At 68.0% G+C, this 23,932-nt stretch carries 22 protein-coding genes and 2 pseudogenes; 9 read left to right on the top strand and 15 right to left on the bottom strand.

Features of this window, described 5'->3' with window-relative positions:
* Positions 1-1,046 precede the first annotated feature (1,046 nt).
* From ACFXJ5_RS35035 to ACFXJ5_RS35010, 6 genes and pseudogenes are all read right to left on the bottom strand, one after another.
* Positions 1,047-2,321 (bottom strand): sugar ABC transporter permease, encoded by a 1,275-nt coding sequence (locus ACFXJ5_RS35035; protein WP_384640422.1) that lies wholly within the window; start codon positions 2,319-2,321, stop codon positions 1,047-1,049.
* On the bottom strand, positions 2,312-3,091 hold the full coding sequence (locus tag ACFXJ5_RS35030) for an ATP-binding cassette domain-containing protein (RefSeq protein WP_384640420.1): 780 nt from the start codon (positions 3,089-3,091) through the stop codon (positions 2,312-2,314). Before ACFXJ5_RS35030 ends, ACFXJ5_RS35035 begins: the two co-directional genes overlap by 10 nt.
* 31 nt (positions 3,092-3,122) lie before the next feature.
* Positions 3,123-4,235 carry a sugar ABC transporter substrate-binding protein gene (locus ACFXJ5_RS35025; RefSeq protein ID WP_384640417.1) on the bottom strand — a complete coding sequence of 371 codons (1,113 nt, stop codon included), beginning with the start codon at positions 4,233-4,235 and terminating at the stop codon, positions 3,123-3,125.
* A gap of 114 nt (positions 4,236-4,349) precedes the next feature.
* The gene (locus tag ACFXJ5_RS35020; RefSeq protein WP_384640414.1) at positions 4,350-5,432 is read right to left on the bottom strand and encodes a sugar ABC transporter substrate-binding protein; all 1,083 of its coding nucleotides are present in this window, start codon (positions 5,430-5,432) and stop codon (positions 4,350-4,352) included.
* A pseudogene (locus tag ACFXJ5_RS35015) lies at positions 5,429-5,608 on the bottom strand (ATP-binding protein); the annotation flags it as partial. The gene ACFXJ5_RS35020 and the pseudogene ACFXJ5_RS35015, both read right to left, overlap by 4 nt.
* 516 nt (positions 5,609-6,124) lie before the next feature.
* Positions 6,125-7,408 carry an RNA-guided endonuclease InsQ/TnpB family protein gene (locus ACFXJ5_RS35010; protein WP_384640412.1) on the bottom strand — a complete coding sequence of 428 codons (1,284 nt, stop codon included), beginning with the start codon at positions 7,406-7,408 and terminating at the stop codon, positions 6,125-6,127.
* A 20-nt stretch (positions 7,409-7,428) separates the two neighbouring features.
* On the opposite strand from ACFXJ5_RS35010, the gene tnpA (ACFXJ5_RS35005) reads away from it, so the two are divergent.
* The gene (tnpA, locus tag ACFXJ5_RS35005; protein ID WP_384640409.1) at positions 7,429-7,857 is read left to right on the top strand and encodes an IS200/IS605 family transposase; all 429 of its coding nucleotides are present in this window, start codon (positions 7,429-7,431) and stop codon (positions 7,855-7,857) included.
* Between the two features lie 401 nt (positions 7,858-8,258).
* Here the strand turns inward: tnpA (ACFXJ5_RS35005) and ACFXJ5_RS35000 are convergent, their stop codons facing one another.
* Positions 8,259-9,668, bottom strand: coding sequence for a DUF1996 domain-containing protein (locus ACFXJ5_RS35000; RefSeq protein ID WP_384640471.1), 1,410 nt, complete (start codon positions 9,666-9,668; stop codon positions 8,259-8,261).
* A 213-nt stretch (positions 9,669-9,881) separates the two neighbouring features.
* Positions 9,882-10,247: pseudogene (gene tnpA, locus ACFXJ5_RS34995) on the bottom strand (IS200/IS605 family transposase); the annotation flags it as partial.
* Between tnpA (ACFXJ5_RS34995) and ACFXJ5_RS34990 the strand changes: the two are divergent.
* The gene (locus ACFXJ5_RS34990) at positions 10,241-10,675 is read left to right on the top strand and encodes a hypothetical protein (RefSeq protein ID WP_384640406.1); all 435 of its coding nucleotides are present in this window, start codon (positions 10,241-10,243) and stop codon (positions 10,673-10,675) included. The pseudogene tnpA (ACFXJ5_RS34995) and the gene ACFXJ5_RS34990 overlap by 7 nt on opposite strands.
* A 294-nt stretch (positions 10,676-10,969) precedes the next feature.
* Here the strand turns inward: ACFXJ5_RS34990 and ACFXJ5_RS34985 are convergent, their stop codons facing one another.
* From ACFXJ5_RS34985 to ACFXJ5_RS34965, 5 genes are all read right to left on the bottom strand, one after another.
* The gene (locus ACFXJ5_RS34985) at positions 10,970-12,346 is read right to left on the bottom strand and encodes an IS1380 family transposase (RefSeq protein ID WP_384640403.1); all 1,377 of its coding nucleotides are present in this window, start codon (positions 12,344-12,346) and stop codon (positions 10,970-10,972) included.
* A gap of 141 nt (positions 12,347-12,487) precedes the next feature.
* The gene (locus ACFXJ5_RS34980) at positions 12,488-12,895 is read right to left on the bottom strand and encodes an NUDIX domain-containing protein (protein WP_384640400.1); all 408 of its coding nucleotides are present in this window, start codon (positions 12,893-12,895) and stop codon (positions 12,488-12,490) included.
* Positions 12,896-13,380: 485 nt separating this feature from the next.
* Positions 13,381-13,740, bottom strand: coding sequence for a hypothetical protein (locus ACFXJ5_RS34975; protein ID WP_384640398.1), 360 nt, complete (start codon positions 13,738-13,740; stop codon positions 13,381-13,383).
* 147 nt (positions 13,741-13,887) lie between these two features.
* Positions 13,888-15,050, bottom strand: a protein-coding gene (locus ACFXJ5_RS34970; RefSeq protein WP_384640394.1) for an IS3 family transposase whose coding sequence is annotated in 2 segments (ribosomal slippage) — positions 13,888-14,763 and positions 14,766-15,050 — 1,161 coding nt in all. Because the reading frame shifts where the segments join, the coding sequence is not laid out codon by codon here.
* A gap of 46 nt (positions 15,051-15,096) precedes the next feature.
* A complete protein-coding gene (locus ACFXJ5_RS34965) occupies positions 15,097-15,243 on the bottom strand; it encodes a hypothetical protein (protein WP_384640391.1) in 147 nt (48 codons plus the stop codon).
* 110 nt (positions 15,244-15,353) lie between these two features.
* Here ACFXJ5_RS34965 and ACFXJ5_RS34960 point away from each other — a divergent pair, with 110 nt between their 5' ends.
* Positions 15,354-16,274, top strand: a complete 921-nt coding sequence (locus ACFXJ5_RS34960; RefSeq protein ID WP_384640387.1) for an NADP-dependent oxidoreductase — start codon at positions 15,354-15,356, stop codon at positions 16,272-16,274.
* 134 nt (positions 16,275-16,408) lie between these two features.
* Positions 16,409-17,044 (top strand): NADPH-dependent F420 reductase, encoded by a 636-nt coding sequence (locus ACFXJ5_RS34955; RefSeq protein ID WP_384640384.1) that lies wholly within the window; start codon positions 16,409-16,411, stop codon positions 17,042-17,044.
* A gap of 241 nt (positions 17,045-17,285) precedes the next feature.
* Here the strand turns inward: ACFXJ5_RS34955 and ACFXJ5_RS34950 are convergent, their stop codons facing one another.
* Positions 17,286-17,624 (bottom strand): hypothetical protein, encoded by a 339-nt coding sequence (locus tag ACFXJ5_RS34950; RefSeq protein WP_384640381.1) that lies wholly within the window; start codon positions 17,622-17,624, stop codon positions 17,286-17,288.
* 532 nt (positions 17,625-18,156) lie between these two features.
* Between ACFXJ5_RS34950 and ACFXJ5_RS34945 the strand changes: the two genes are divergently transcribed.
* Together ACFXJ5_RS34945 and ACFXJ5_RS34940 are read left to right on the top strand one after the other, a co-directional pair.
* The gene (locus ACFXJ5_RS34945; protein WP_384640378.1) at positions 18,157-19,044 is read left to right on the top strand and encodes a hypothetical protein; all 888 of its coding nucleotides are present in this window, start codon (positions 18,157-18,159) and stop codon (positions 19,042-19,044) included.
* 392 nt (positions 19,045-19,436) lie between these two features.
* Positions 19,437-19,799, top strand: coding sequence for a hypothetical protein (locus ACFXJ5_RS34940; RefSeq protein ID WP_384640375.1), 363 nt, complete (start codon positions 19,437-19,439; stop codon positions 19,797-19,799).
* A 614-nt stretch (positions 19,800-20,413) separates the two neighbouring features.
* On the opposite strand, the gene ACFXJ5_RS34935 is transcribed toward ACFXJ5_RS34940, so the two are convergent.
* Positions 20,414-20,812, bottom strand: coding sequence for a VOC family protein (locus ACFXJ5_RS34935; RefSeq protein ID WP_384640372.1), 399 nt, complete (start codon positions 20,810-20,812; stop codon positions 20,414-20,416).
* A gap of 93 nt (positions 20,813-20,905) precedes the next feature.
* On the opposite strand from ACFXJ5_RS34935, the gene ACFXJ5_RS34930 reads away from it, so the two are divergent.
* The 3 genes from ACFXJ5_RS34930 (at position 20,906) to ACFXJ5_RS34920 (ending at position 23,858) form a co-directional block, all read left to right on the top strand.
* Positions 20,906-21,895, top strand: coding sequence for a helix-turn-helix transcriptional regulator (locus ACFXJ5_RS34930; protein WP_384640369.1), 990 nt, complete (start codon positions 20,906-20,908; stop codon positions 21,893-21,895).
* Positions 21,896-22,219: 324 nt separating this feature from the next.
* On the top strand, positions 22,220-23,116 hold the full coding sequence (locus ACFXJ5_RS34925) for a transposase (protein WP_384640468.1): 897 nt from the start codon (positions 22,220-22,222) through the stop codon (positions 23,114-23,116).
* A gap of 232 nt (positions 23,117-23,348) precedes the next feature.
* On the top strand, positions 23,349-23,858 hold the full coding sequence (locus ACFXJ5_RS34920) for a transposase (RefSeq protein WP_384640366.1): 510 nt from the start codon (positions 23,349-23,351) through the stop codon (positions 23,856-23,858).
* Positions 23,859-23,932: the final 74 nt, after the last annotated feature.

Below are 23,932 nucleotides of genomic sequence, written 5' to 3'. Positions count from 1 at the left end.
CTCGATGTTCCGCCGGTGCTCTCCCGGACTGGGCCGCTTCCGGGGCGCCGGCGCTGACCGTGCTCCACCGCAGGCGGTGGCGAACGCGCCTGGAACTGTCCACCGCGCTCTTCGAGTACCTGGAAATCCTTCACAACCGACAGCGCAGGCACTACGCGCCGGCGCTGGGCATGCTCAGCCTGATGGAGTACGAACTCCGCACCGTGGATACGAGACAGCAAACGGCCGGCGGCGGGGGTGTTGCCGTCGCCGAGGTACCAAGTGGAGCCCTCGTGGCCGCGCGCGAACCGCAGTCGGCGCAGCGTCAGGACGGTCTCGTAGGCGTTGCGAAGGGTCTGCCGGTAGATACCGGCTTCCTCGGCGGGCTGCCGTTCGCCGGCGTGGTGCGGACGACCACCCGCTGTTTTCGGCGACGTTCAGGTGTGCCCGGGGGACCCGCAGGGCGCTGCGGCCGCGTTCGCCGAACCAGGGAGTGGTCTCGATGCGGCCGCGCAGTGCGGCAAGGTCTTCGTGCGAGTGGCGGCGGGATTCCACCGTCACGGTGGTGCTGACCGCGGCGGTGACGCTGGTCCACACTCGGCGCCCGTAGTCGCGGACCCGGGCCTGGCCGGAGCGCAGGTCGATGCCACGGGCGTGCTGTCGGCCCTGGGCGGCCCGGTCGGGGAGCCGCTGCCGCGGCTTGAGGGAAGCGAGCAGCTGGTCTCGAACTGTTCACTGTCGAGGGGCTCGCCCCGCTTGTCCACGAGGCGTCGACGCAGTGCCGCGACCGGGGCGATGCCTGGAAGCGGATGCGCTCGAACGGTAACAAGTTCGGGGTCGCCGGCTGGGTGTTGAAGCCGGCCGGGGAGGTGAACACCCGGCCGGGCAGGAACGACGTCTCCAGGTAGCCGTTGACCCGCTCGACGCGATCACCTTCGGTGGAAACCGGAAGCGCCATGTACGACGGCGGCGCAACGGTGTCCACGAGCAAGCACTCCCAGAGACGAACAACCCAAAGATCATCCCGGGCAGCCACGATCACCAACCCGACAGTGCTCTGACATCCCTCAGGCCAGCCCGCGCGACTCCGCAGTGCGCCGCGCCAAGGAGTCGAATGCCACCGCGGCGAGCAGGACCCCACCGGTGATCATGAACTGGATCGGGGTGTCGACTCCCACCAGCGCCATGCCCGAAGCGATCGACTGGATGATGAGCACCCCCAGCAGCGCGGACCAGGTCGAGCCGCGTCCGCCGAACAGACTGGTGCCGCCGATGATGGCAGCGGCGATGGCGTTGATCAGCAGCATGCCGGACCCTGAGTCCTGGCTCGCCGAGGTGAGCCGCGACGCGATGAACAGGCCGCCGACCGCGGCCAGGGTCCCCGACACCGTGAACACCGAGATCCGCACGCGCGCCACATAGACGCCGGCCCGCCGGGCTGCCTCCACACCGCCGCCCAGCGCGAGGACCTGCCGGCCGTAGGGCGTGCGGCGCAGGAAGAGGTCCGAGGCGACGATGACTCCGAGGAAGATCAGGAGCGCCAGCGGCAGGCCCTGGAACCGGCCCAGCACGTAGACGGTGGCAAACGTGACCACTGCGAGGAGGGCCGTACGCGCCCAGATCCCGACCGCCGGGCGGTACGGCATCCCCGCGGCGCTGCGGCGCCTGCGGTCGCGGTAGGAGACCAGGAGGTACGCGGCCGTGCCGAGCCCCGCCAGGCCGTAGGTGGCGACGGCGTGGCTGAAGTAGCGGCTGGTCAGCGTGGCGACCAGCCCCTCCTCGCTGAAATTGATGGAGCTGTCCGGCCCCAGCAGGTAGAGCATCAGGCCGTTCCAGGCCAGCAGACCCGAGAGGGTGACGGCGAACGCGGGTACGCCGATCCTGGCGAAGAAGAACCCCTGGACGGCCCCGGCGGCCGCACAGCAGATCACCGCGATGATCACGGCGAGCCATTCCGGCATTCCGAGGTTCACGTTCAGCGCCGCGAACAGAGCGCCCGCCAGGCCGGCGAGCGAGCCCACCGACAGGTCGATCTCGCCGATCAGCAGCACGAAGACGATGCCGACGGCGACCATGCCGGTTCCGACGATGTCCACGCTGAGGACGGACAGGTTGCGCGGCGAGAGGAAGTTGTCGTTGAGGCCCTGGAAGACCATCCAGATCACGGCGAGAGCGAGCAGGGCCGGGCCCGGGCCGAGTTCACCTTCGTGCAGTGTGCGGCGCACCGCGCCGGCGTACGCCCTGAGACGTCCGGCGTACCACCCGCGTCCGCCGCAGCGCTGGCCGGCGGCGGACGCGGCATCGGCGGCGCGCGCCTGGCTCCCCCTCCTCCTCACGGCCATACCTCATCCGGATCGGTCGCACGGTGGGCCACGGCGTTGTCCGACGCGCCGGTGATGGCGGAGACGATCTGTTCCTGGGAGGTGATGTTCACGTCGAAGAGGCCGTTGTTGCGACCGAGGCGCAGGACGGCGACCCGGTCGGCGACGGCCTTGATGTCACCCATGTTGTGGCTGATGAGGAGCACCCCGAGGCCCCGGTCGCGCAGCTGTTCGATGAGGTCGAGGAGCTGACGGGTCTGCTCGACGCCCAGAGAGGCGGTGGGCTCGTCGAGCAGGAGCAGCTTGGGCGCTCCGAGGAACGAGCGGGTGATCGCGACGACCTGCCGCTGGCCGCCGGACAGCGCGGCGAGTGGCACGCGCACGTCGGGGATGCGGATGGACAGGGTATGCAGCAGTTCGCGGGTGCGGCGCTCCATCTCCACCTCGTCGAGAACGCCGAGCCGGTGGATTTCCCGGCCGAGGAAGAGATTGCCGACGACATCGAGGTTGCCGCACATCGCGAGGTCCTGGTAGACGGTCGCGATCCCCAGGACCTGGGCGTCCTGGGGACGCTTGATCTGGACGGCACCGCCCTGCCACTCGATGAGGCCCCGGTCGGCGGGACCGACCCCCGAGATCACCTTGACCAGGGTGGACTTGCCGGCGGCGTTGTCGCCCACCAGGGCGACCACCTCCCCGGCCCTGATCTCCAGCTCAACGTCCACCAGCGCCTGGACGGCAGCGAATCGCTTGGAGACGCCGCGCAACGCCAGCAGGGGCTGAACCGGCACGGGGCCACCTCCTTCCGCCTGTGAGGAAAGTTCATCGGGTGAGTCCGGCCTTGTCGCAGGCGGACCGGAGTTCCGGGGTACAGATCTGGTCGACTGTGTACATACCATCCTTTACTACAGTGTCCTTGATGTTGCCGACAGTCACCGAGACCGACTCGAGCAGGACGGCCGGGATGTTCTTGGTGGTGGCGTTGTCGACGGTGCCGGTGGCGATGGACTCGACCGACTTGCCGTGCCCCAGGGCGACGGCCATCTCGGCGGCGGCGTCGGCCGCGGGCTTGAAGGGCTTGTAGACGGTCATGTACTGGTCGCCGCTGATGAGGCGCCGCACGCCCGCGAGGTCGGCGTCCTGGCCGGTGACCGGGGGCAGTGGCCTGACCTCGGCGGCGTTGAGGGCGGAGACCACGGCGCCAGCGAGGCTGTCATTGGCAGCCAGAACGCCGTCGATGTTTCCCGCGCCCAGGCCGGCGACGGCGCTCTTCATGTTGACGAAGGCGTTCTCCGGCCGCCATCCGACGGTGTCGTACGACTTGCCGATCTTCACCTTGCCCTCGAGGACGGAGAGTGCTCCCCGCTTGAACCAGCCGGCATTGGGGTCGGTCGTGGCGCCGTTCATCATGACGATCTGGCCGCCGTGCGCCTTCGCGCCCATGGCCTTCAGGAGCGCCTCGCCCTGAAGCCTGCCGACCTTCGCACCGTCGAAGGTGACGTAACCGGAGATGGGGCCTTGCGCGAGCCGGTCATAGGCGACGACCGGGATACCGGCCCGGTGCGCGGCCTCGACCGACGGGCGCATCAACTGGGGGTCGACGGCGGCGAGGATCAGCACATCAACACCCCTGGTGATCATGGACTCGAGCTGCTGCTGCTGAACCGCCGGGTCAGGCGTGGCAGCGACGGTCGCTGCCGGGCAGTGCCGGCACAACTGCTTCAGCTTCCCCTCGATCAGGGGCCCGTCGAATTGTCCGAAACGAGAGGCCCCGCCGCCCGGGAGCAGCACGCCGACAGTGAGGCTGTCGCCTCCGCCTCCGCCGCCCCCGCTGCAGGCCCCGGCCAGGACCAGGCCGAAGGCAACCGCAATCGCCGCAGACGCACGGGCGAGGGACCTGTGCTTCACGGCCGGAAGCCCGGCACCGAGACCCATCTTCGGTTCCTTAGAGATTTGTCAGATATGCCCCGTAATAGGTGCTTAACGCCAAGCGTAGTCACGTCATCGGTGTCCCGTTCGGGCCCGGCCGCCCGCTTGACAGCGCGCCCTTCACCGGGCGAGTCCGACTCTGTCGCAGGCGGGCCGGAACTCCCGGGTGCAGATCTGGTCGATGGTGTACACGCCGTTCTTTACGAGTGTCTGCTCGATGTTGCCGACCGTCACCGCGCTCGGAGTGAGCAGGACGGAGGGGATGTGCCGTGTGGTGGGGCTGTCAGTCGTCGTAGTGACGACGGCGCCGAGATCCCCACCGCGCCCCAGGGCGACGGCCATGGCGGCAGCCGCTTCGGCCTCCGCCCCGAAAGGTTTGTACACCGTCATGTACTGCTCGCCCTTGACGATGCGTTGCACGGCGTCGAGGTCGGCGTCCTGGCCGGTGACGGGAGGGAGCTCCCTGACACGGGCGCTCTTGAGAGCGGAGATGACGCCTGCGGCGATGGCGTCGTTGGCCGCCAGGACGCCGCCGATCCGGTCCGGGCCCAGGGCCGCGATGGCAGCTGACATATTGGCGTGGGCGTTCTCCGTGCTCCAGCCCGGGGTGTCGTACGACCTGGCGACCTTCACCTTGCCTGTGATGACGGACAGCGTGCCCCTCCTGTACCACGCGGCGTTGGGGCTGGTCGGATCGCCGTTCATCATCACGACATTCCCACCGTTCGCCTTGTCGCCCATGGCCTTCAGGAGCGCCTCGCCCTGGAGCCTGCCGATCTGCGCACCGTCGAAACTGACATAGCCCGAGACCGGGCCTTCGGCGAGCCGGTCATAGGCGACGACGGGGACACCGGCCTTGTGCGCCTCCTGGATCGAGGAGCGGAGCGCCCTGGTGTCGGTGGCGTCGAGGATCAGGACCCTGACCCCCTTGGTGATCATGGAGATCATCTGTTGCCGCTGCCTCGTCGTATCGCCCTCGGCGTTGGCGTACTCCACGGTGCAGTGCGGACACAGCTTCTTCAGCCGCATTTCGATCAGCGGCTTGTCGGAATGCTCCCAGCGGGGGACCGTGCGGCTCGGAAGCAGAAGGCCGACGGCGAAGCTGTCCGTGCCGGACGTGTGGCCTCCTCCGCAGGCGGCCAGGGACAACATCATGAGCCCCGCGACGAGCGCCGCGATGACATGGCACGTACGGGGCCTCATCGCAGACCCCCTCGTTCCGTTCGGGGCCCCGAGCCTGCGGGAGCCGGCTCACGCTGCGGCACAACGATCTCGCTCCACACCTGCTTGCCGCCGGCCACCGGCACCGAGCCGGAGGATTCCGACATGGCTTCGACCAGAAGCAGGCCCCGGCCGCCGGTCGCCTCCCAGTCCACGAGTGGCAGCGCAGCGAGAGACGTCTCCGCTCGCAGCGGCGTCGGCACGCCTTCGGAGTAGGCGGCGAGCGCCGCGGGATCCAGCCACACTGGCCGGTCGGTGCGCAAGGCGTGCGTCGCCGCAGGTGAGCTGCGGGACAACAGCAATCGCTCCGTCAGCCCGAACTCGGACGTCGCGCATCCGGCAGTTTCCGCCAATCGAACGGCCTCCGGCACGGGAGCCCGCAGCGAACCGGTGTCCGCGGCGCCGGCCCCTGATGCCGGTGGCACCGAGACTCCGGTCCGGTCACGGCCGTCAGGAGGCATGTCCACGACGTACCTCCCGTCGATGCAGTGGATGCCGACAGGTCCAGATCAACCATCCCGTACCAGACTCGCACATATGGGACGGTTGGGTCCCCTGGGGTGGTGCAGCCGGGGGCTGAGGTGATTCTCGTGATGTGCACACACCTGACAACGGATCTTGTTGATCCTGGAAGGTTTGAAGTGCTCTCCCGGCTGAAGCCGGGAGATTCCTGCTTACCTTGCGGCAGCGGGTTTGGCGCGCTTCGCGCGCCTGACGACTGCCCTCCCGGCAGCCGGGATGAGCGCGAGGCCCATCCGGTACAGGTGCAAGACGTTCCGGGCCGCGTTGTGGTCGGCGTTGCCCGACCAGCCGCAGTCCGGGTTCTTGCACACGAACACGGCCTGGGATTCCCGGCTGCCGGGCGTGGTGAAGCCGCACGCCGAGCAGCGCCTGGAGGTGCCGGGAGCAGGGACCTTGACCAAGGTGCCGCCGAGCTGGGCGGTCTTGTACGCCAGCATGGTGACTGTGCGGCCCCATGCCTCCCCACTGATGGAGCGGTTCAGCCCGGATTTCTGGCCGACGTTCTTCCCCGGCTCTTCAACCGTTCCCTTGGCGGACTTGACCATGTTCGTGATGGTGAGTGCTTCGACCACTACGGTGCCGTAGGTGCGGGCGATGTCGGTGGTGGTCTTGTGCTGCCAGTCCAGGGCCCGGCGCTTGGCTTTCGCGCGCAGTCCTGCGATCTGGTCGTAGGTGCGGTGCAGCCGGCGGCTGGTGCGCTCGCCGGGCTTGCGGTGCCGCTTACGCTGCGCGGCGCGCTGCTCCAGGCGCACAAGCCTGGCCTTCTCCTTGTCGGTCAGCCATTCGCCGTGCTCGTACGTTTCACCGTCCGAGAGAGCTATGGGCACGATGACGCCCACGTCGATGCCGACGTCCGGCCCCTGGTGGGGATCGGGCTTGACCTCCAAGGTCTGAACACGGAAGGCGATGTGCCAGCCGAGCGCGTCCTTGATCAATCGTGCCCCGGTGATCCGGTTCTCCGCGTCGGCACGCTTGCCGACCGGAAGGTCTTTGGTCCACCGGAAGCGGACCCGGCCCACCTTGGGAATGTTGACCATGCCCCAGCGGCGGTGCACGCGGGTGATGTTCAGGTCCCGGCCCTGGGGGATGTCCACGGACATCACCGTGCGGAGGCGGCCCTTGAAGTTCGGGGCGTCGGCGCGGCCCTCCCAGCAGTTCTTCCACGCCTGGAAGTACGTCTTGAGTACCGCTTGCGCGGCCTGGGCGGGGAGGACGGCCAGGAAGTCGATGTCCTCGCGGGCTTGACGGATCGCGGCGTCCGCGTTCGCGAGCGTCCGCTTCTCCTTCGGCATCATCTGCCACCACGCGTGCAGCAGGTTCCACATCGTGCGGGCAGCGTGCGCCTGGTCGTCTGTCTTCAACACCTCGGCAGGCGACAGCGCAAGCCGGGCACGGTGCCCGAACTGCCGCTTGACCAGGGCGTTGTGACTCACCATCGAGAGCCTAGCATTGGTTTATGTCACCCCGCTGGGACCATAATCCCGATGTCAGAACCGGTCGCCATGTTGTCTACAACCTGCACGTTCACTTGGTTTTCGTCACGAAGTACCGGCGGAAGGCGTTCACCGACGCCATGCTGACCCGCACAGAAGAGATCATGCGGGAGGTCTGCGCCGACTTCGAGGCCGAGCTGAAGCAGTTCAACGGCGAACAGGACCACGTGCACCTGCTCGTGCACTACCCGCCCAAGGTCCAGCTCTCCAAGCTGGTCAACTCCCTCAAGGGCGTTAGCTCCCGCAGGCTCCGCCAGGAGTACGACAGCCACGTCCGCCGGTACCTGTGGGGCGGACATTTCTGGTCCGGCTCCTACTTCGCAGGATCATGCGGCGGGGCACCCCTGACCGTCGTCAAGCAGTACATCGAAAACCAGCAGCGCCCCGTCTGACCGTCACCCCGCAGACGCAGAGCACTCCGGCGCTCCGCGCCTCCGACCCAAGGATGGCCTTCACCCCTCGCCCTGAAGGGCGGAGCACTGGCCAAGATCAGAGGTAGATCTCTGTGGCACGGCCTCCGAAGTACAGTGCGGAGTTCCGGTCCGGCGCGATCGCTTGGGGCGGGCTTCGGCGGGCAGGCGGACGTTCAAGGACGTCGCGGCCGATCTGAACGTCAACCCCGAGACGCTGCGGACCTGGGTGCGCCACGCGGACGCACCGCCGGCCGTCGCTGGCGCGTCGGACGGCGCGGCCTCGCCCTCATCGCGGCTGGGGCGTTCCGCCAACACCGCTGAGGCCGGCGACCATCAAGGCCGGCGGCCCTGGGTCGCCGGCCTTGATGGGTCAGGTCAGATCAGGCGCAGCGCCGGCCGGTGTTGATGCACTGCACGGCCTGGTCCATCAGCTGGGTGCTCATGACCTCGATGAAGTCGTCGTGGTCGGTGACGGCCTTGTGCTGCTGCTCCTGGAAACCGTCCACCGCGTAGTTCGGACCCGCGGGCACGGTGTAGGTGAGCCGCATGGTCAGCTTCGGGACGGCCACGAAGGTCTGCGGGCAGACGCCGGTGGCCGCGTCCGGGAAGACGATGTGGGTGCGGTGGTTGGCGCTGTCGGTATTCCGGCCGTCCCAGCAGCTCTGGAAGGCGAAGGTGCGGACGACCTTGCTGCCGCTGGGGCAGAGCGGGTACTTGTCGGTCAGCTGGACCTTTTTCTCGAAGCCGGTGCAGCTCCAGTGGGCGTTGGCGTTGGCGATGCCGTTGGTGACGGCCTTCGCGTCGCCGGTGATGATGCGCAGGAACTGCGGCATGGCGATGACCTTGCTGGCCGCGTTGCCCTTGTAGGTAATGGTGACGGAGTTGGGCACCAGGATCGCGCCGACGTTGTTCTCCGCGCCGCCGCCGAGGGCCGAGTTGGCGTCGGCGCCCTGCTTGGTGAGGTCGCGGACGACCGGCCAGTAGTAGGCGGACTGGTCGCCGTTGGTGCAGGACGTCCCCTGAGCGATCAGCGACTCGTTGGTTGAGGCGCCGCTGACGTCCTTGTTGCCGACGTAGTCGTGGACGTGGTGCGCGCCGTCGACGACGCCGGGAGCCACGATGACGTTGTCGGAGTTGTGCTGGCCCTGCTTGTTGACGCCGCAGCGGGAGGTGAAGGTGCCGATGGAGGCCCCGGACTGGTTGCGGACCTTCGTCACGTTCGGCGCCACCGTCGTGATGTCGACGAAGTCGTCGGCCTGCGGGCCGGCCAGGCGGTTCACGGCGCCGCCGGCCTGGTTGTTGCCGCCCGCGGTCGCGGAAGCGGAAGCGGACGCGACCGCGGACGGGTTCACGGAAGCGGCTGACAGGCTGCACGGGGCGAGCGCGTCGAGCCCGGTGGGCTTGGCCGCGTTCCGGCCGATCGCGATGGCGATGCGGTCGATGGTGGCGATCCGCTTGTCCTTCAGCGGGCCGAGGATGGCGTTGTTCACAAAGTTCGGGCCGCCCTGGCCCTGGGTGGTCACCAGCCGGGTGTTCGCCTCGGATATCTGCGTCTCCAGCAGAGCGAGGTTACGGTCCACCTCGGCCTTCGCCTGCGATGGCAGCGCCGGCAGCGCCGGAGCGACGGCCGGACAGACGATCTGCTGCGTTGACGCTGCCTTTGTGGTGTTGCCCTGGTTGCCCTGCCCCGCCATGGCGGTGCCCACGACGGCGGCTGCGCACACTGCGCCACCGGCCACCGCTATGAGCATGATCCGCCGGCTGAAGAGGGCCGGTCCGGCGTGCGACATCTGGGTCTCCTCGTTGACGTGCGTACGACCCGCCCGCCCTGGCCCCTGCGACGGACAACTGCCTGGCCCCAACCTCGACTTACGGATGGGGCCGCAGGGACGTTCAACGAACCCTGTGAATTTCCTCAGCAGGATCTGGCGAGGATCCCCAGGCCTTTGGGTCTGGGAGGAATCGCTTCCTGACTCACGGTGGTGCGGTGCGCCGCCGCCGTACGATGCTGCGAGGTACGAGGGAGACCAGAAGTGATCCCCCCACAGGTACGTGCGGATGTGTTCTGGGTGCTCCTGGCGGAGGCGGCGGGCGGAGACTCCCTTGAGTGAGCCGACCAGCCGGGACAGGGCGACCTTGGGTGGGCAGTGCACCAGCAAGTGCACGTGGCCGGTGTCGCCGTTGAACTCGACCAGGTCGGTGTCGAAGTCGGCGCAGACCGCCCGCATGACCTCTTCGCAGCGTCGAAGAATCTCGTCGGTGAACGGTCCGCGCCGGTATGTGGGTGGGAAGACCAAATGGGCGTGGCGGGTGTAGACGACCGTTCGACCCCTGCGGATGTTGGGGTTTGATTCCCATCTGGATGACATGGATCAATGATGCGATTTCGGGCACGAAGATCGCGACGCGGGTCAAGCTCCTGCCACCGCCCGAACAGGCGGCTGCACTGGAGTGCACCCTGCGCACGGTCAACGACGCGGCGAACTGGGTGTCTGGGGTGGCTTTCGAGCGCGGTGTTCCGCGTGAGTACGGGCTGCGCAAGCACGCCGGCGCTGGACCAGACGCGTCCGAAGTAGTCTTGCGGGCGGCGCGGGTCGAGTTTGAGGGCCTCGTCCAGGAGGCCGATGGCGAAGAGGGCCTTTCCCACGTCGATGGCGCGGGCGGTGGGCTCGAAGACTTCGTGCAGGTAGTCAGCCGTGGCGCTGTCGGGAGCGCGTTTAGCCCCGGATGCTCCGGGTTCCTTCGCGAGTTCGTTGATCAGGCAGCCGGCAGGTGCTTGGCCGGGGGAGCGATGTAGGTGGTCGGGTCGGCCGGGGTGCCGTCGTGGCACTCCAGGCAGCTGCCGAGGCTCTTGAGCGGTACGGGCGGAGTGCACTTGTTCCGGGAGATGCGGTATTCCGGTGCGGAGTCGCCGCAGAAGCCCACCTAGCCTCGATCTTTCGTGATGGCTGCCAGTTCATCTGGTGGGTCGTTTCGGCTTGTTGGGTGGGGTGCGGGAAGGCCGGTGGCCCCGCTGTCGCGTCGGGTGGGCGCCGGGTTCCACGGCTCCGGCGTGCGGGTTCTGGTCGTAGGGGTGGGTTGTCGCTTCTGGTCAGCCGGGGTTCGGGAGGGCCTGCAGTCGTTCGATCGCGTCGGTGATCACGTCGGTCCAAGGCCAGTGCGTCGCGAATTTCAGGTGCCGGCGGCGGGCTGTGGTGACGAGCTGGGCGGCGGCGGAGAACAGACGGATCCGCAGGCGGCGGGGCTCCCAGAGCCGGACCTTGCCGGTCAGGGCGAGCATCGGCATCCAGGCGAGCAGGTCCAGGGCGAGCTGGACGATCTCCAGCCAGATCTGGTTCTGCGCGGTGGCGTGGAGGGGCAGGTTACGCAGGCCGGTGGCGCGGGCGGCGCGGATGCGGTCCTCGGCTCTCGCCCGCTGGCGGTGGCGCAGTTCGAGAGCGGCGATCGCCGTGCCGGTGGTGTTGGTAGCGAAGCAGGTCAGCCGCAGTCCGTCGGCGTCGGTGAAGCGCAACTGGGCGCCGGGATGCGGGCGTTCTTTGCGGACGATCAGCCGCATTCCCTTCGGCCATCCCTTGAGGCAGTCGCCGTCGAGCTCGGCGACCCAGGCGCCGTCGCGGATCTCTCCGTCGGGTTCGGTGGCCGCCGTCCAGGCCGAGCCGGGAACCTTCAGGACGGCCTGGTGGATGGCGTCGGTGATGGTCATGCCGACCGAGTACGACAGCGACCGGCCTCGCTGGGCCAGCCAGGCCACGAACTCGTGGGTGCCGCCGCCGGAATCGGTCCGGATCAGTGTCTGACGCCCGCGCCGGTACTTCTTTGGTAGCTGGGCCAGGGCGAGTTGAGCGGTGGTGATGTGGTCGACGGCGGTGTTGCTGCCCGCGTTGCCGGGCCGCAGCAGAGCGGCGACCGGCTCTCCGCTGCCGCCTCGGCCGTGATCGACGAAGGCCATCAGCGGGTGGTGCCCGAACGTCTTCTTCCAGGTCGCGGCGGCGCCCTGCTTCTCGGAGTGAGCCAGCACGAGCACCCCGTCGATGTCCACGATCACCTGTCCGCCGGCGTCCGGCCCCGCTTGTCCGGCCAGCTTCCAGACGTGTTCGCGGACATGGGCCCGTGCGGTGCGGATCGTCGCCAGGGCCTTCGGCCCGGCCGAGGCTGGGACATTGATGAGGCGGGAGACCGTCGGGTCGGAGGCCACCGGGCCGAACACGGCCGGCTCGGCCCGCAGCATGCCCACATCGGCCAGACAGTCCCCGCCGAACGCGACCGCCAGGGCCACATCCAGCAGGATCTTCCCCGGATCGTGCACCGCCCGTGCCTTGCACCACGGCACCAGAGCCGCCGATATCGCCTGGTCCAGCCCGGCCTTCCGGGCCGTCTCAACCAACAGGACGCCCCCCGCCTGCGAGACCACCGCCCGGCCACCACCCTCGACGCGGACACGCGGGTAGGACCCGATACGCTTCTTCACCTGGGAAGTGCCTCCGACGATGGCAGGAATAAGGACCTCGACAATCCTCATTGTTGCAGGTCAGAGGCGCTTCCTGGTTTTCTGACCACACGTCGGACAGCTACTCGTGACTCACAGCGCCTCGCACTGTGAGCCTGCTCCTCAGGGCAGTTGGCCAGAGGTATGAAGCACGTCGAACACCATCTGGTCCACTGCCGAGACCCGCGCACGATCGCCATAGCCGAACCAGTCCGACTCTGCGATCTCCCTTGAGGCAACCAGCGGACCGGTGTACTCGGCGGTGTAACAGATCATCCGGAACTCGGTGCCTCCGTCGTCATCCCTCCGCGTCTCGAAGGTGCCAACGTGCACCATCGTGGCCGTATCGACCCGGGACTGGAGTTCCTCGGCGATCTCGCGCGCCAAGGTCTCGGCATCGGACTCACCCGGCTCCCGCTTCCCGCCCGGGAAGTAGAAGACATTCACACCACGGTTGCGCGTCACCAGCACCCGCCCGTCACGCACCAGAACCCAGGCCACCTTCTCCGGAACGACCTCGATCTTCCCCATCCCCGGACCCTACCCACCCCCACCGACACAACAGCAAGACCACCAGGTTCCAGCACCACCGCAACCGCACGAATCGATCACCAAGCCAACGGACGACGATCCCTACAACCCTGCAACGATCCAGATCAGACTCACCCGTCAACACCCCGCGGTCGCGGTACTCACCTGGGAGGTGACTGCGATCAGGTTGGCCAAGAGAACCGACCAGTCCCCGTCTGCGCTGATCAGATGCCTCCCCTACGCACCTGACTGCCCTCCTCAGCGCCGCCCGGACGAAAGCCCGAGGCTAGGCAGGAAGTCGTGACTTCCTGCCGGAGGGTGGGGTCTTGGACCGGGCTGGTGCCGCGGAATTAACCTTGAGGGCGTAGAACTACGCGGCCCGCCGCAGGGTGCGGCGGGCCGTGACGGGCCGTGCTCAGGCACCCTGCTGTCGGGGGCAGGCAGGGTGTCGCTGGCCGGATCGGCCAGGGTATCCCTGGCTTTCGCTACTCCTCGCCGGATAGCGGCCGGTCGACGAACGCTCGCAACTGACGGCCTGAAGATGTCTCGACGAGCCGGAGGATCCCAGGGTCCTTGACTGCGAGGGCGTTCCTTGCCGTCTCGCACCAGTCATCACGCTCGAGAAGTGCCAGATAGTCGTCCCGATAGGGCTGCCAACGCTGAACAGGACCGATCGAACCTGAGTCACCGTGCTCACCCAGGCTGCTCGCCAGCCACGCAGCAAGGCAGTAGCGGCTGGCGGTGGGCCCCAAACGCTTGAGGTGGCGCAGATGCGCAGCCAGTACCTCCTCGGCTTGGGGATAGCGCGCGAGGGTCATGCCCATGCCCTGGCTGTAGGTCATCACCAGAAGCAGCCTGCCGGTGTGGTCAGTGACATCGGCATCTACGCAAGGTTTGGTGATGGCTTCATGGAGGCCAGCGGTCTGAGCGACGTTGCCGACGAAGTACGCGTTGAGGAAAGGGTCTGCTGCACGATCGGGTGACAGGTTCGGTCACGCGGCCTGGAGGGCCGGTGTGGTCATGACGGCCTCGAATTCGACGGGTGTCAGCCGGCCGAGTGCGGCTTGTCTGCGGCGCCGGTGGTAGGTCCTCTCGATCCAGGACACGATCGCGATCCGCAGTTCTTCACGGGTGGCCCAGGTCCGGCGGTCGAGGACGTTCTTCTGCAGCAGGCTGAAGAAGGACTCCATGGCCGCGTTGTCGCCGGCAGCCCCGACTCTCCCTATCGATCCGGCCATCCGGTGGTGGTCGAGGGCTCGGACGAACTTCCTGGACCGGAACTGTGATCCGCGATCGCTGTGCAGAATGCACCCGTCGACGTGTTCACGCCGGGCCACGGCGTTGTCCAGGGCGGCTACGGCGAGGCGGGACTTCATCCGCGCATCGATGGAGTAGCCCACGATCCTGTTGCTGAAGACATCCTTGATCGCGCAGAGGTACAGCTTGCCTTGGCCGGTGGCGTGTTCGGTGATGTCGGCGAGCCACAGCCGGTTCGGGCCGGTCGCGGTGAAGTTGCGGCTCACGAGATCGTCGTGCACCGCCGGCCCGGCCTTCTTGCCCCGGCCGCGCTTCTTCCCGAAGACACTCCACCAGCGGTTGTCCCGGCAGATCCGCCACGCGGTGCGCTCGGCCATGCCGGCCCCGGCGCCTCGCGCTTCATCGGCCAGGAAGCGGTAGCCGAATTCCGGGTCGTCGCGGTGGGCGTCGAACAACGCGTTCGCGCGATATGCCTCCTCCAGCACGGCGTCGGCAACCGGCTTGACCAGCCAGCGGTAGTAGGGCTGTCTGGCGAGCTTGAGCACCCGGCACGTCACCGTGACGGGCACCCCGTCCACGGCCAGCTCTTTCACGAGCGGGTAGATCCTTTTCCCGGCAGATGCGCCTGCGACAGATAGGCTGCGGCCCGGCGCAGGACCTCGTTCTCCTGCTCCAGCAGCTTGATCCGCCGGCGTGCTTCCCGCAGTTCCGCGCTCTCCTGACTGCTCACCCCGGGCTTGGTCCCGTCGTCGATATCCGCCCGGCGCATCCACTTCCACAACGTCATCGGGTGGACCCCGAAATCGGTGGCCACCTGCTCCACCGTGACACCCGGGCCGCGGTTCCTCGCGACCCGCACGACGTCCTGGCGGAACTCTTCCGGATAAGGCTTGGGCACAGCGACATCCTTCCCACCCGCCCTACAGGGCAAGCCAGTTCAGATGTCACCCGATCGTGCAGCAGACCCACATGGTCAGGCTGACCCATCGGTTGCTGATGGTCGAGAGCAAGGCCACCGCGGGGCAGTCATGCATGTATGCCTCGTACGTGCCGGGCTCGATCTGGCGCGCCGGCTTCGCCGTGGTGGTCATCCATCTCTCCTGTCAGGAGCGCAGCGCACTGAAAAGTACCTACTTACGAATCGATCGTAACCCACCTAGCGTTCGTGGCATTCGAAAACGCAAACGGAAGAGCGAAGATCATGCGAGCAGTTGTTTACCGGTCTGTCGGCGCACCAGACGTCATCGAGGTGGCGGACGTCGACCTGCCTGAGCCGGGGATGTTCGAGATACGTATCAAGGTGGATGCCGCCGCCCTCAACCCGGCTGATGTGGCGGCCTGGAGCGGTCTGTTTCCGGCTCCCGAGCAGGGCAGTCACTTCGGGCTGGGCTGGGACGTGGCAGGCACAGTCGACGCCGTGGGCCCCGGCGCGGCGTGGGAGGTCGGTACGCCCGTGATCGCGATCGTGCAGGGCGCAACCGGTGTCGTGCGGGCCCAGGCCGAGTACACGATTGTGCCCAGTAACACCCTGGCCCACGCGCCGAGCGGGATCGACGCCGTGCACGCGTCCACCATCCCGCTCAACGGCCTGACCGCCGCGCAATCGGTGGAGCTTCTCGGCCTCGGTGAAGGGCAGAGCGTCTTCATCACCGGCGCGGCCGGTGCGGTCGGCGGCTACGCCGTGCAACTGGCCAAGCGACGCAGGCTGACGGTGATCGCCAGCGATTTCGCCCACGACGAGAGCTTCGTCACCAGCGTCCTCGGCGCCGACGCCTTCGTGCCCGCGAGTGACGACCCCGCCGCTGCGGTGCGCCGGCTCTACCCGCACGGCGCGGACGCGGTGCTGGACACCACCACGCTTGGCGTCATCGCCGCAGTCAGGGATGGCGGAACCTTTGTCACCACCCGGATGGATGCTCTGCCTCAGGCGGAGCGCGGCATCCGGGTAAGGCTGACCCAGGTCTCCCCCGACGCGGCGATGCTCACCACCCTCTCCGACCTCGCCACCTCAGGTGCGCTCACCCTTCGGGTCGCCCAGACGTACCCACTGGATGAGGCGGCGCAGGCCCACGGACGCCTCGCGGAGGGCGGCCTGCGAGGCCGGCTCGTCCTCACCCCCTGACCACTGGATACAACCGCAGATCCGGCCGACGCCCTCGGACCGAGCCGCCTGCTTCGACCATGCCGACAAGCAGGCGGCCTGGTCCGGGCCCGTCCGGGCGGCTCACTGCAGTGCACCTACGGAGGAAGGCAATCATGACCGTCATCGGCTTTATCGGCAGCGGCAACATCGGACAGGCCATTGCACGACAGGCGATCGCCTCCGGCCACGACGTCGTGATGAGTAACTCCCGAGGCCCACACACCCTCACTCGGTTGATCGACGCGCTCGGCCCAAGGGCCTATGCTGCAACCTCCGAACAAGCCAGCGCGGCCGGCGACCTGGTCGTTGTGGCGATCCCGTTCCGCAATGTGCTGCAGATTCCGGTGCAACCCCTGGCCGGCAAGATCGTCATCGACGCGAACAACTACTTCGCTCCACGTGATGGACAGGTCCCCGCCATCGACAACGGAGATACCGCGCCAAGCGAAATACTCGCCGCACACCTCACCGCCACACGCGTCGTCAAGGCCTTCAACGCCATCATGGCCACCCATATCATCGAGCACGCCCGCCCTCCAGGCACACCTCACCGACGCGCCATACCGATCGCCGGCGATGACGACCAAGCGAAGCGAGCCGTCACCGAATTCATCGACCGGATTGGCTTCGACGTTGTCGACGCCGGATCACTGGTCGACGGTCGACGTATCGATCCGATGGATGCCTGGGGCCCGGTTCTCGACGCGGACGCACTGCGTGCGGCCATGGCCGCACGCACACAGCACTGACTGAGCGTTTGGCAACGAAGTACAGGCTGAGGCGGTAGCAGAGTCGTGAGGCTGACACATCTCATCGAGAAGCAGGGCGCTGAGATCAACGTTGCCGCCCCGGCGCGATTGACGGGTATCTCGCGTCAGGCCCTGCACCCCCGCCTGCTTGAAAGCGCGCGAATCTTGACAACCGGGCGCGCCCGAGGCCAACGAGATCCGCTCCTGTCGTAGTTCACAGAACCGGCCACCGCCGCCCACGCTACGCTGCACCGGCACGGCCTGCACGGCCCACTCCTCCGGCGGCCGATGCGGGCGGGATCAGGCCGGGCAGCGCCAGCCGGGCGAGCCGGTCGACCGGCATGGCGACGCTCCCATTGGAGGTGAAGGTCTCCCGCACCCACCCCACGCCCGCGTCATCGGCTTCGAGCGCCAGGCGGTGCGTGCAGGCCCGCGCAGGCCGCCACGGCCGCCGGCAGCCGGGCCGCCGGCAGCCGGTCCGCCAGCACCTTCCCGCCCACACCCACCGCTGCGCCCGTCCGAAAGGGGGCACGGCGGCCCTGGGGACGTCGACGGGCAGCAGCTCGCGCTCGCCGGTCACCTTCAGCGCCAGGACCCCGGGGCTGGCCTCCTAGCCGATCCGCTGGATCGTGTCGGCGCGCACCAGCTGCTGTCCGGCCCGCACCCACACGTCGCTCTTCGCCATCGTCGACCGCCTCCCTCTCGCCACGCCCAGCATGGCCCGCCCGCCATTGTTGAGGCGGCCAGGCCGTGTGTTCTGCCCGCCGCGATGGTGAGCGGTCGGTTTCTGCCGGGGCCCGGTCTCCTGCCTTGCTGACGTGTCGTCTGCCGCTGCCTGGTCTGCGGGGAGAAGTGCGGCAGGTATCGCAAGCGGCGTACACGGGTCCCAGGGGCGGGCGTGGCGCGGATCGTGCGCCGGGTGCCTGCGCACTTCCAGGGAATCCGTGCCCAACTGCGCTCCCGACCGGGCGGCCCGCCCTACCTTCACCGATGCTGGCCCGCCCCTCACAATCGGGGAACGAGTCCGCACTGGCGCATCGGAGGCGATAGTGGCGATCAGGGACGACGTTCGCAGGTGGTGGGCTTCCCCTGCGGCACGCAGCATGATGTTCGTGCTCCTCGCGGCACTGGTCTTCAACGGTCTGGTGCTCTTCGGCCGGCTCAACTCTCGCGACGACGCCTTCGTCGAACACGAGTTTCGGTCGTGGGCAGCTATGGCGACCTTCTCGTTAGCGGTCTGGTTCGCACTACTCGGCAGGGGCGTCGCGGCGGCCCGTGAACTGCCGGCGTCGTGGCGGCGCGGGCAGAGGTGGTGGCTGGCGCCGCTCGCCTCATACACGCTGCTCATGCTGGCCGCGAGCACAACGCTCGGGGGGATCAGCCGGGGCGACTCCTTCGACGTGCCGATCCGTCACTTTCCGGCGCTGATCGGCGTGCTCACCGCGCTCGGCGCGGGGGCCGCGGCTCCCTGGGTGCTCTCCGTCTGGCTGGCGCAGGAACGGATGCGGGAAAGGACCGAGCAGGAGACGTCCCTCGATGTTCCGCCCAATCCTCCGCTCATAGCCGCGGCCGTGACCGACATCCTGGCCGTGTGGCGGGTCATCGAGTCAAGCGGACTCGCGCTGTCCCTGATCGTGTCGACGTCCGTGTTCAACACCGGCGCGTTACGCTTGGCGCTTATCGGTTCCGGCGCTGTCGAGCCGGCCGACTTCCCTCCGGAGTTCGTCCTGGGGTACGGCGCTTTCTTCACCGCCATCCTGGCGGCGGTCCTGCTCCCGTTCGTTCTTACCTGGCGTGCGCAGGCGTTCGCACTCATCAAGCGGGCACTGCCCGCGCCGGACTCGGGGCTCCTCGACGAGGACCTGCTCGCGGCCAGGGCCCGAATGGAGACGCAGCTCCATGTGAGCGCCCGCTTCCTGAGGAACCCGATGGCTACCCTGAGCGTTCTGTCACCCTTCGTGACCGCGCTGATCACCGCTCTCGTTCCCAACAGTGCTTGACCGAGGATGCCGCACGGAGGAGCAACCCATGGTGCCCCGGGCGGCCAACTGTGACGCTCAGAGTGGCCTACCAAGGCGCTCCTTACCTTGTTTGCGGGTTGATTCCGGTCTTCGTACATTCGGGAGGCCCCGGGGCCTGGGTGTGGCTGAAAGCGCTCATGCCGTCCGTGTGGCTTTGACTGAGAGGCAGCCCAGCGGCCGGTCTGTACCGGTTGCGGGAGCAAGTTCACCGACGCCCGCTGGGATCAGGTCCGCCAGGACCGCTGGGAGCTGTGCGAGCCGTGCGTGGAAGTGCGAACGCGGATGTATCCATCGAGCGGGAGTCTCCGTACCTGCGGGAGTGGCTAGGCAGGCTTCAACGGTGCGCGCCGAACCCCCTGCACACCACGCTCGTGACAGCGGACAAGATCCCCAGCCTGTTCCACGCGTGCGTCAAAGATGACACGTACAGCCCGTCGGCAGTGGGCGGATCAGGCTGTGTCTGCTACCGGACCTTCATGGACCCGGAGTTCGCGCTGACCGTCGTGGCGCACCACCACCGCACCGTCAGCGGAAACGTCGACCGCTGGACCTACAACACGTACGCCCCGCTCGATCTCCGGCCGAACGATGAGTTCGCCCGTCTGATCATCGACCGGGCTGGCCCTTTCTGGGTCCGGACGGCCAACGGCCTGCTGTCGTTCCTGCCAGAGGAGCAGGCACGCGGGTACAACATCGGCTACGGCGGGGGAGGCCCCGCCGAACTCGCCCGGTAAATCGCCGGGCTCGTCGCCTCGGGTGGCGAGGAAACCGCTGCCGGCACGGGGACCGAAGACCGCCCGAACCCACAGATCCTGGCCTGGGCGTCGACCAAGGACACAAAACGCGCCCAGGAGTGGACGCTGGAGGACCTGAAGTCCTCCAGCGCGGCTGCCCCCTGGTGAGGTCGGTGACGGTGAGGTCGACGCCGTCGCCGTCGTGGCCGATGTCGGCCCGTACGTGGTCCGGGTGCTGTCCGTAGCGGTGACGGGGTGACCGTGGTCGTCCCGGTGCGCCGATCCTCCGGGGCGATCCGTACGTCGGCGTGGAGAGCGTCGTCGATGCGGCCGGCGCCCAGGGCGGCCTTATGCGGTCTGTTCGGCCACTGCGCCGCGGCTGGCCCGTTCGGCTTCCACCCTCGTGGTGAACCACCCCGGGTTCGGTAGGGACTCCGGACTGTCCCGAGTTGGGTGGAGCCGAGTCACTTGGTTTCACGCTACCGGCGGGGTGCGGAGTTCGTACTCCACCGGGCTGAGCATGCCCAGCGCGGAGTGCGGAAGAGCGCGGTGGACAGCTCCCGATGGTGAGGTGCCGCCGGAACTGGACTTCCGACCGGGCGGCGGCGCTGTCGTCAGCGAGCGAACTTATCGATGGCTGCTGGGGTGACAGGGGTGAAGAAGTTGACGAGGTTGCCGTCGGGGTCACGGAACAGGAGCGACCGGTTGCCCCAGGGCATCGTGGTGGGCTCATTGACGAAGTCGGCGACGAAGCCGGCCAGGTTCCGGTGCACGTCGTCCACGTCGTCGACGAGGAATTCGATGATCACGGTGTTGTTGTCGGCCGGCCGGGCGGCGCCGGGCGACAACAGCGCCACGGTGCGGGTGCTGCCGATCGCGACGGTGCCGCAGGTGGTCCGAAGCTCGGCGAAGTCCTCGGTGGACCAGTTCGCCCGCACTCCGGTGGCTCGCTCGTAGAAGTCGACGAGGCGCGCGACGTCGTCTGTGATGATGCGGATCGAGACGAAGTCCATGGTGATCTCCTTGGGGTCGGGGAACCGTTGCATCTCGCACGCTAGAACAAATAGTGGACAGAAACGGTCCGGTATTCACGCTAGGCTCCGTACATGGCTCGACCCACTGGCCGCGTGCTCACACTCCTGGAGCTCCTGCAGTCGGGCGGCATCCGGACGGTGGCCGAACTCGCCGACAGGCTCGGCGTCGACGGGCGCACCGTGCGACGGTATGTGGACCACTTGGTCGACCTCGGGGTGCCCGTCGAGTCGGTGCGCGGCCGCTACGGCGGGTACCGGCTCGCCCCCGGGTACCGCTTGCCTCCGCTCATGCTCAATGACGACGAGGCGCTCGCCGTTCTGCTCGGCCTCGTCGCCGGCCGCCGAGCAGGGTTGCTGACGACGGCAGAGACGGCGAGCGAGACGGCAGCGGCCAAGATCCGCAGGGTACTGCCCGAGCGTCTCGCCCGGCGGCTCGATGCCGTCCTGGAATCCCTCGCCTTCACGGCTCCGCCTGGCGAGTTCGCCACCCCGGAGACCGGGGTCCTGCTCACCATCGCCGATGCGGTACGCCATCGCCGACCGATCTCGATCAGGTACACCGCCCGGGACGGCCGACGCAGCGAACGTACGCTGCACCCGTACGGGATCGTCACCCATTCGGGCCGGTGGTACGTCACTGGCACCGACCCCGAAATCGGCCAGGACCGAACCTTCCGGCTCGATCGCATCGCAGACGCGAGGACCCTGCCAGGCTCATTCGAGCCGCCCGCCGGACTCGACCCGGCACAGCGCGTCCTGTCAGGGCTCGCCAAGACTGCGTACCGGTACGAAGTGACCCTGCGGATCCACGGGACGGTCGAGCAGATCCGCGCCCGACTTCCCGCCGGCGTCGCGAGCGTGGAGGAGCCCTCGCCCGCAGGAGGCACAGATCCGCACACCGAGCGCTGGCTCCGCGTCGAACTACGAGCGGAGCGGCTCGACTGGTTGCCCCCTGTACTCGCCTCGCTCGACCGTCCGTTCGTCATCGAGCGACCGGACGAACTCCGAGACCTGGTCGTCGCGCTCGCCGACCGGCTCACAACCTCTGCCCGCCAAGCCTGATGGAGCCATCCACTGCGAGAACCCCAGCCGCGGATTCCCAACGACTTCGTGAGCGAACCCGGATGCCGATGGCCACAGTGTGCCGCTTCGGCGTCGGGTTCGCCTCTGTGGGGTGCCGGTAAGAACTGTGTCACCGATCCTGCTGGCTTATTCCGTGCCCAGCGGGGCTGGCGGCTCGTTGGTCGGGACAGCAGCGGCCGTCTTGGCGTTCCCGGTCGCGGGTGGGGTGTTGAATGTCGTTGCGGCCGAGGCCGTGGCCGAAGGTGCCTGGGCTGACCGCAGGTGGCGCGGGCGGTGGCGGCACGGGGCCCGTATCCGTTGGCGATGCGGGTCCGTGACGAGGTGGGCGAGTTGTTTGCGGACGCCGAGTTCGCCGAGGCGTTCGGATCCAGAGGGCGGCCGGGCTGGTCACCGGGCCAGCTGCCGCTGGTGACGGTGTTGCAGTTCGCCGAGAACCTCACCGACCGGGCGGCAGCGCATCGGGTGCGGTACGGCATGGATCTGACATACGCGCTCGGCCTGGAGCTGGATGATCCCGGGTTCGACGCCTCGGTGCTGTCCGGGTTCCGCACGCGACTGGTCGAGCACGGGATGGAGGAGAAGGCGCTCGACCTGCTGCTGACCGCCCTCAAGGACCGGGGCCTGGTGAAGGCAGGAGGCAAGCAGCGTACCGACTCCACCCGCGTGCTGGCGGCGGTACGCGATCTGAACAGGCTGGAGCTGGCCGGGGAGACGCTGCGGGTCGCGCTGGAGGCGCTGGCCTGCGCAGCCCCGGACTGGCTGGCCGAGGCGGTACCCGTTCGGGAATGGGCCGAACGCTACGGCCCGCGGATTCACTCCTGGCATCCGCCGGCTTCCACGAGCAAGCGCGAGGAGATGGCCCTGGTCTACGGCCGGGACGGGTTCGTGCTGCTTGAGGCGGTGCATGCCCTTGATGCCCCGGCCTGGCTGCGCGAACTCCCGGCGGTGCAGGTCCTGCGCACGATGTGGGTACAGAACTACCACCGCACTGTGACCGAGGCCGGGGCGTCGGTGAAGCGGCGGGAGAGCAAAGACCTCCCGCCCGGAAGACTGCGGCTGGCCTCTCCGTACGACACCGACGCGCGCTACGGCCTCAAACAGGGCTCCTGGTGGATCGGGTACAAGATCTACATCAGTGAATCCTGCGACGATACCGATGACCAGGACTCGGCTCCCGGCGGCCAGACGCTGATCCCTTGAGCCGACGGACCGCCGCCGCGCTTGATCACCGGCATCGCGACCACCGACGCCACAGTGACCGACGCGGAGATGACCGAACCGGTCCATTACATGCTCGCCGCCCGCGATCTCCTGCCCGCCGAGCACTTCCTCGACTCCGGTTACGGCTCCGCTGAGTTGATCGTGGGCATGAAGAAGAACTTCGGGGTCACCCTGGTCACCCCGGTCCTGATGAACAGCTCACCCCAGGCACGTGCCGGCGCCGGCTTCGACCGCACCGCGTTCACCAGCGACTCGGGGCAAGCGGCAGGCCACCTGCCCGCGCGGGGACACCAGCACCTGGTGGAGCCCCGCCACCCAGCGCGGCACCAAGGCCATCGTCATCAAGTTCGACAAGGAGACATGCCGCCCCTGCCCAGTGCGCGACCAGTGCATCCGCTCGACGACCGGCGGTCGGACCCTCTTCCTGCAACCCCGCGAGCTGCAGGAAGTCCTAGGCCATGCCCGCCTCCAGCAGGGCGATGAGCAGTGGCGAGCCACGTACGCAACCCGCGCCGGCATCGAGGGAACCATCCACCAGGCCGTCGCGGTTACCGGGATGAGACGTGCCCGCTACCTCGGTCTCCAGAGGACCCACCTGGAGCGCGTCTTTTCCGCCGTTGCGCTCAACCTCATTCGCCTCGATGCCTGGTGGAACGGCCACCCGCTCGACCGCACCCGCGTCAGCCACCTAGCCCGCCTTGACCTCTCCCTCGCCGCGTGAGAACCCGTCTTTGAACCCTTGATCAGGGCGAATCAGCTGAACGGCTGGTCCTCGTTGAGTGCCGGCCAGCCTTT

Origin of the sequence: Streptomyces sp. NPDC059373 (genome assembly GCF_042751495.1) — a bacterium.
Classification (GTDB): Bacteria; Actinomycetota; Actinomycetes; order Streptomycetales; family Streptomycetaceae; genus Actinacidiphila.
The sequence above is the reverse complement of the archived record's forward strand: the minus strand, read 5'-3'. Positions and strand labels throughout refer to the sequence as shown.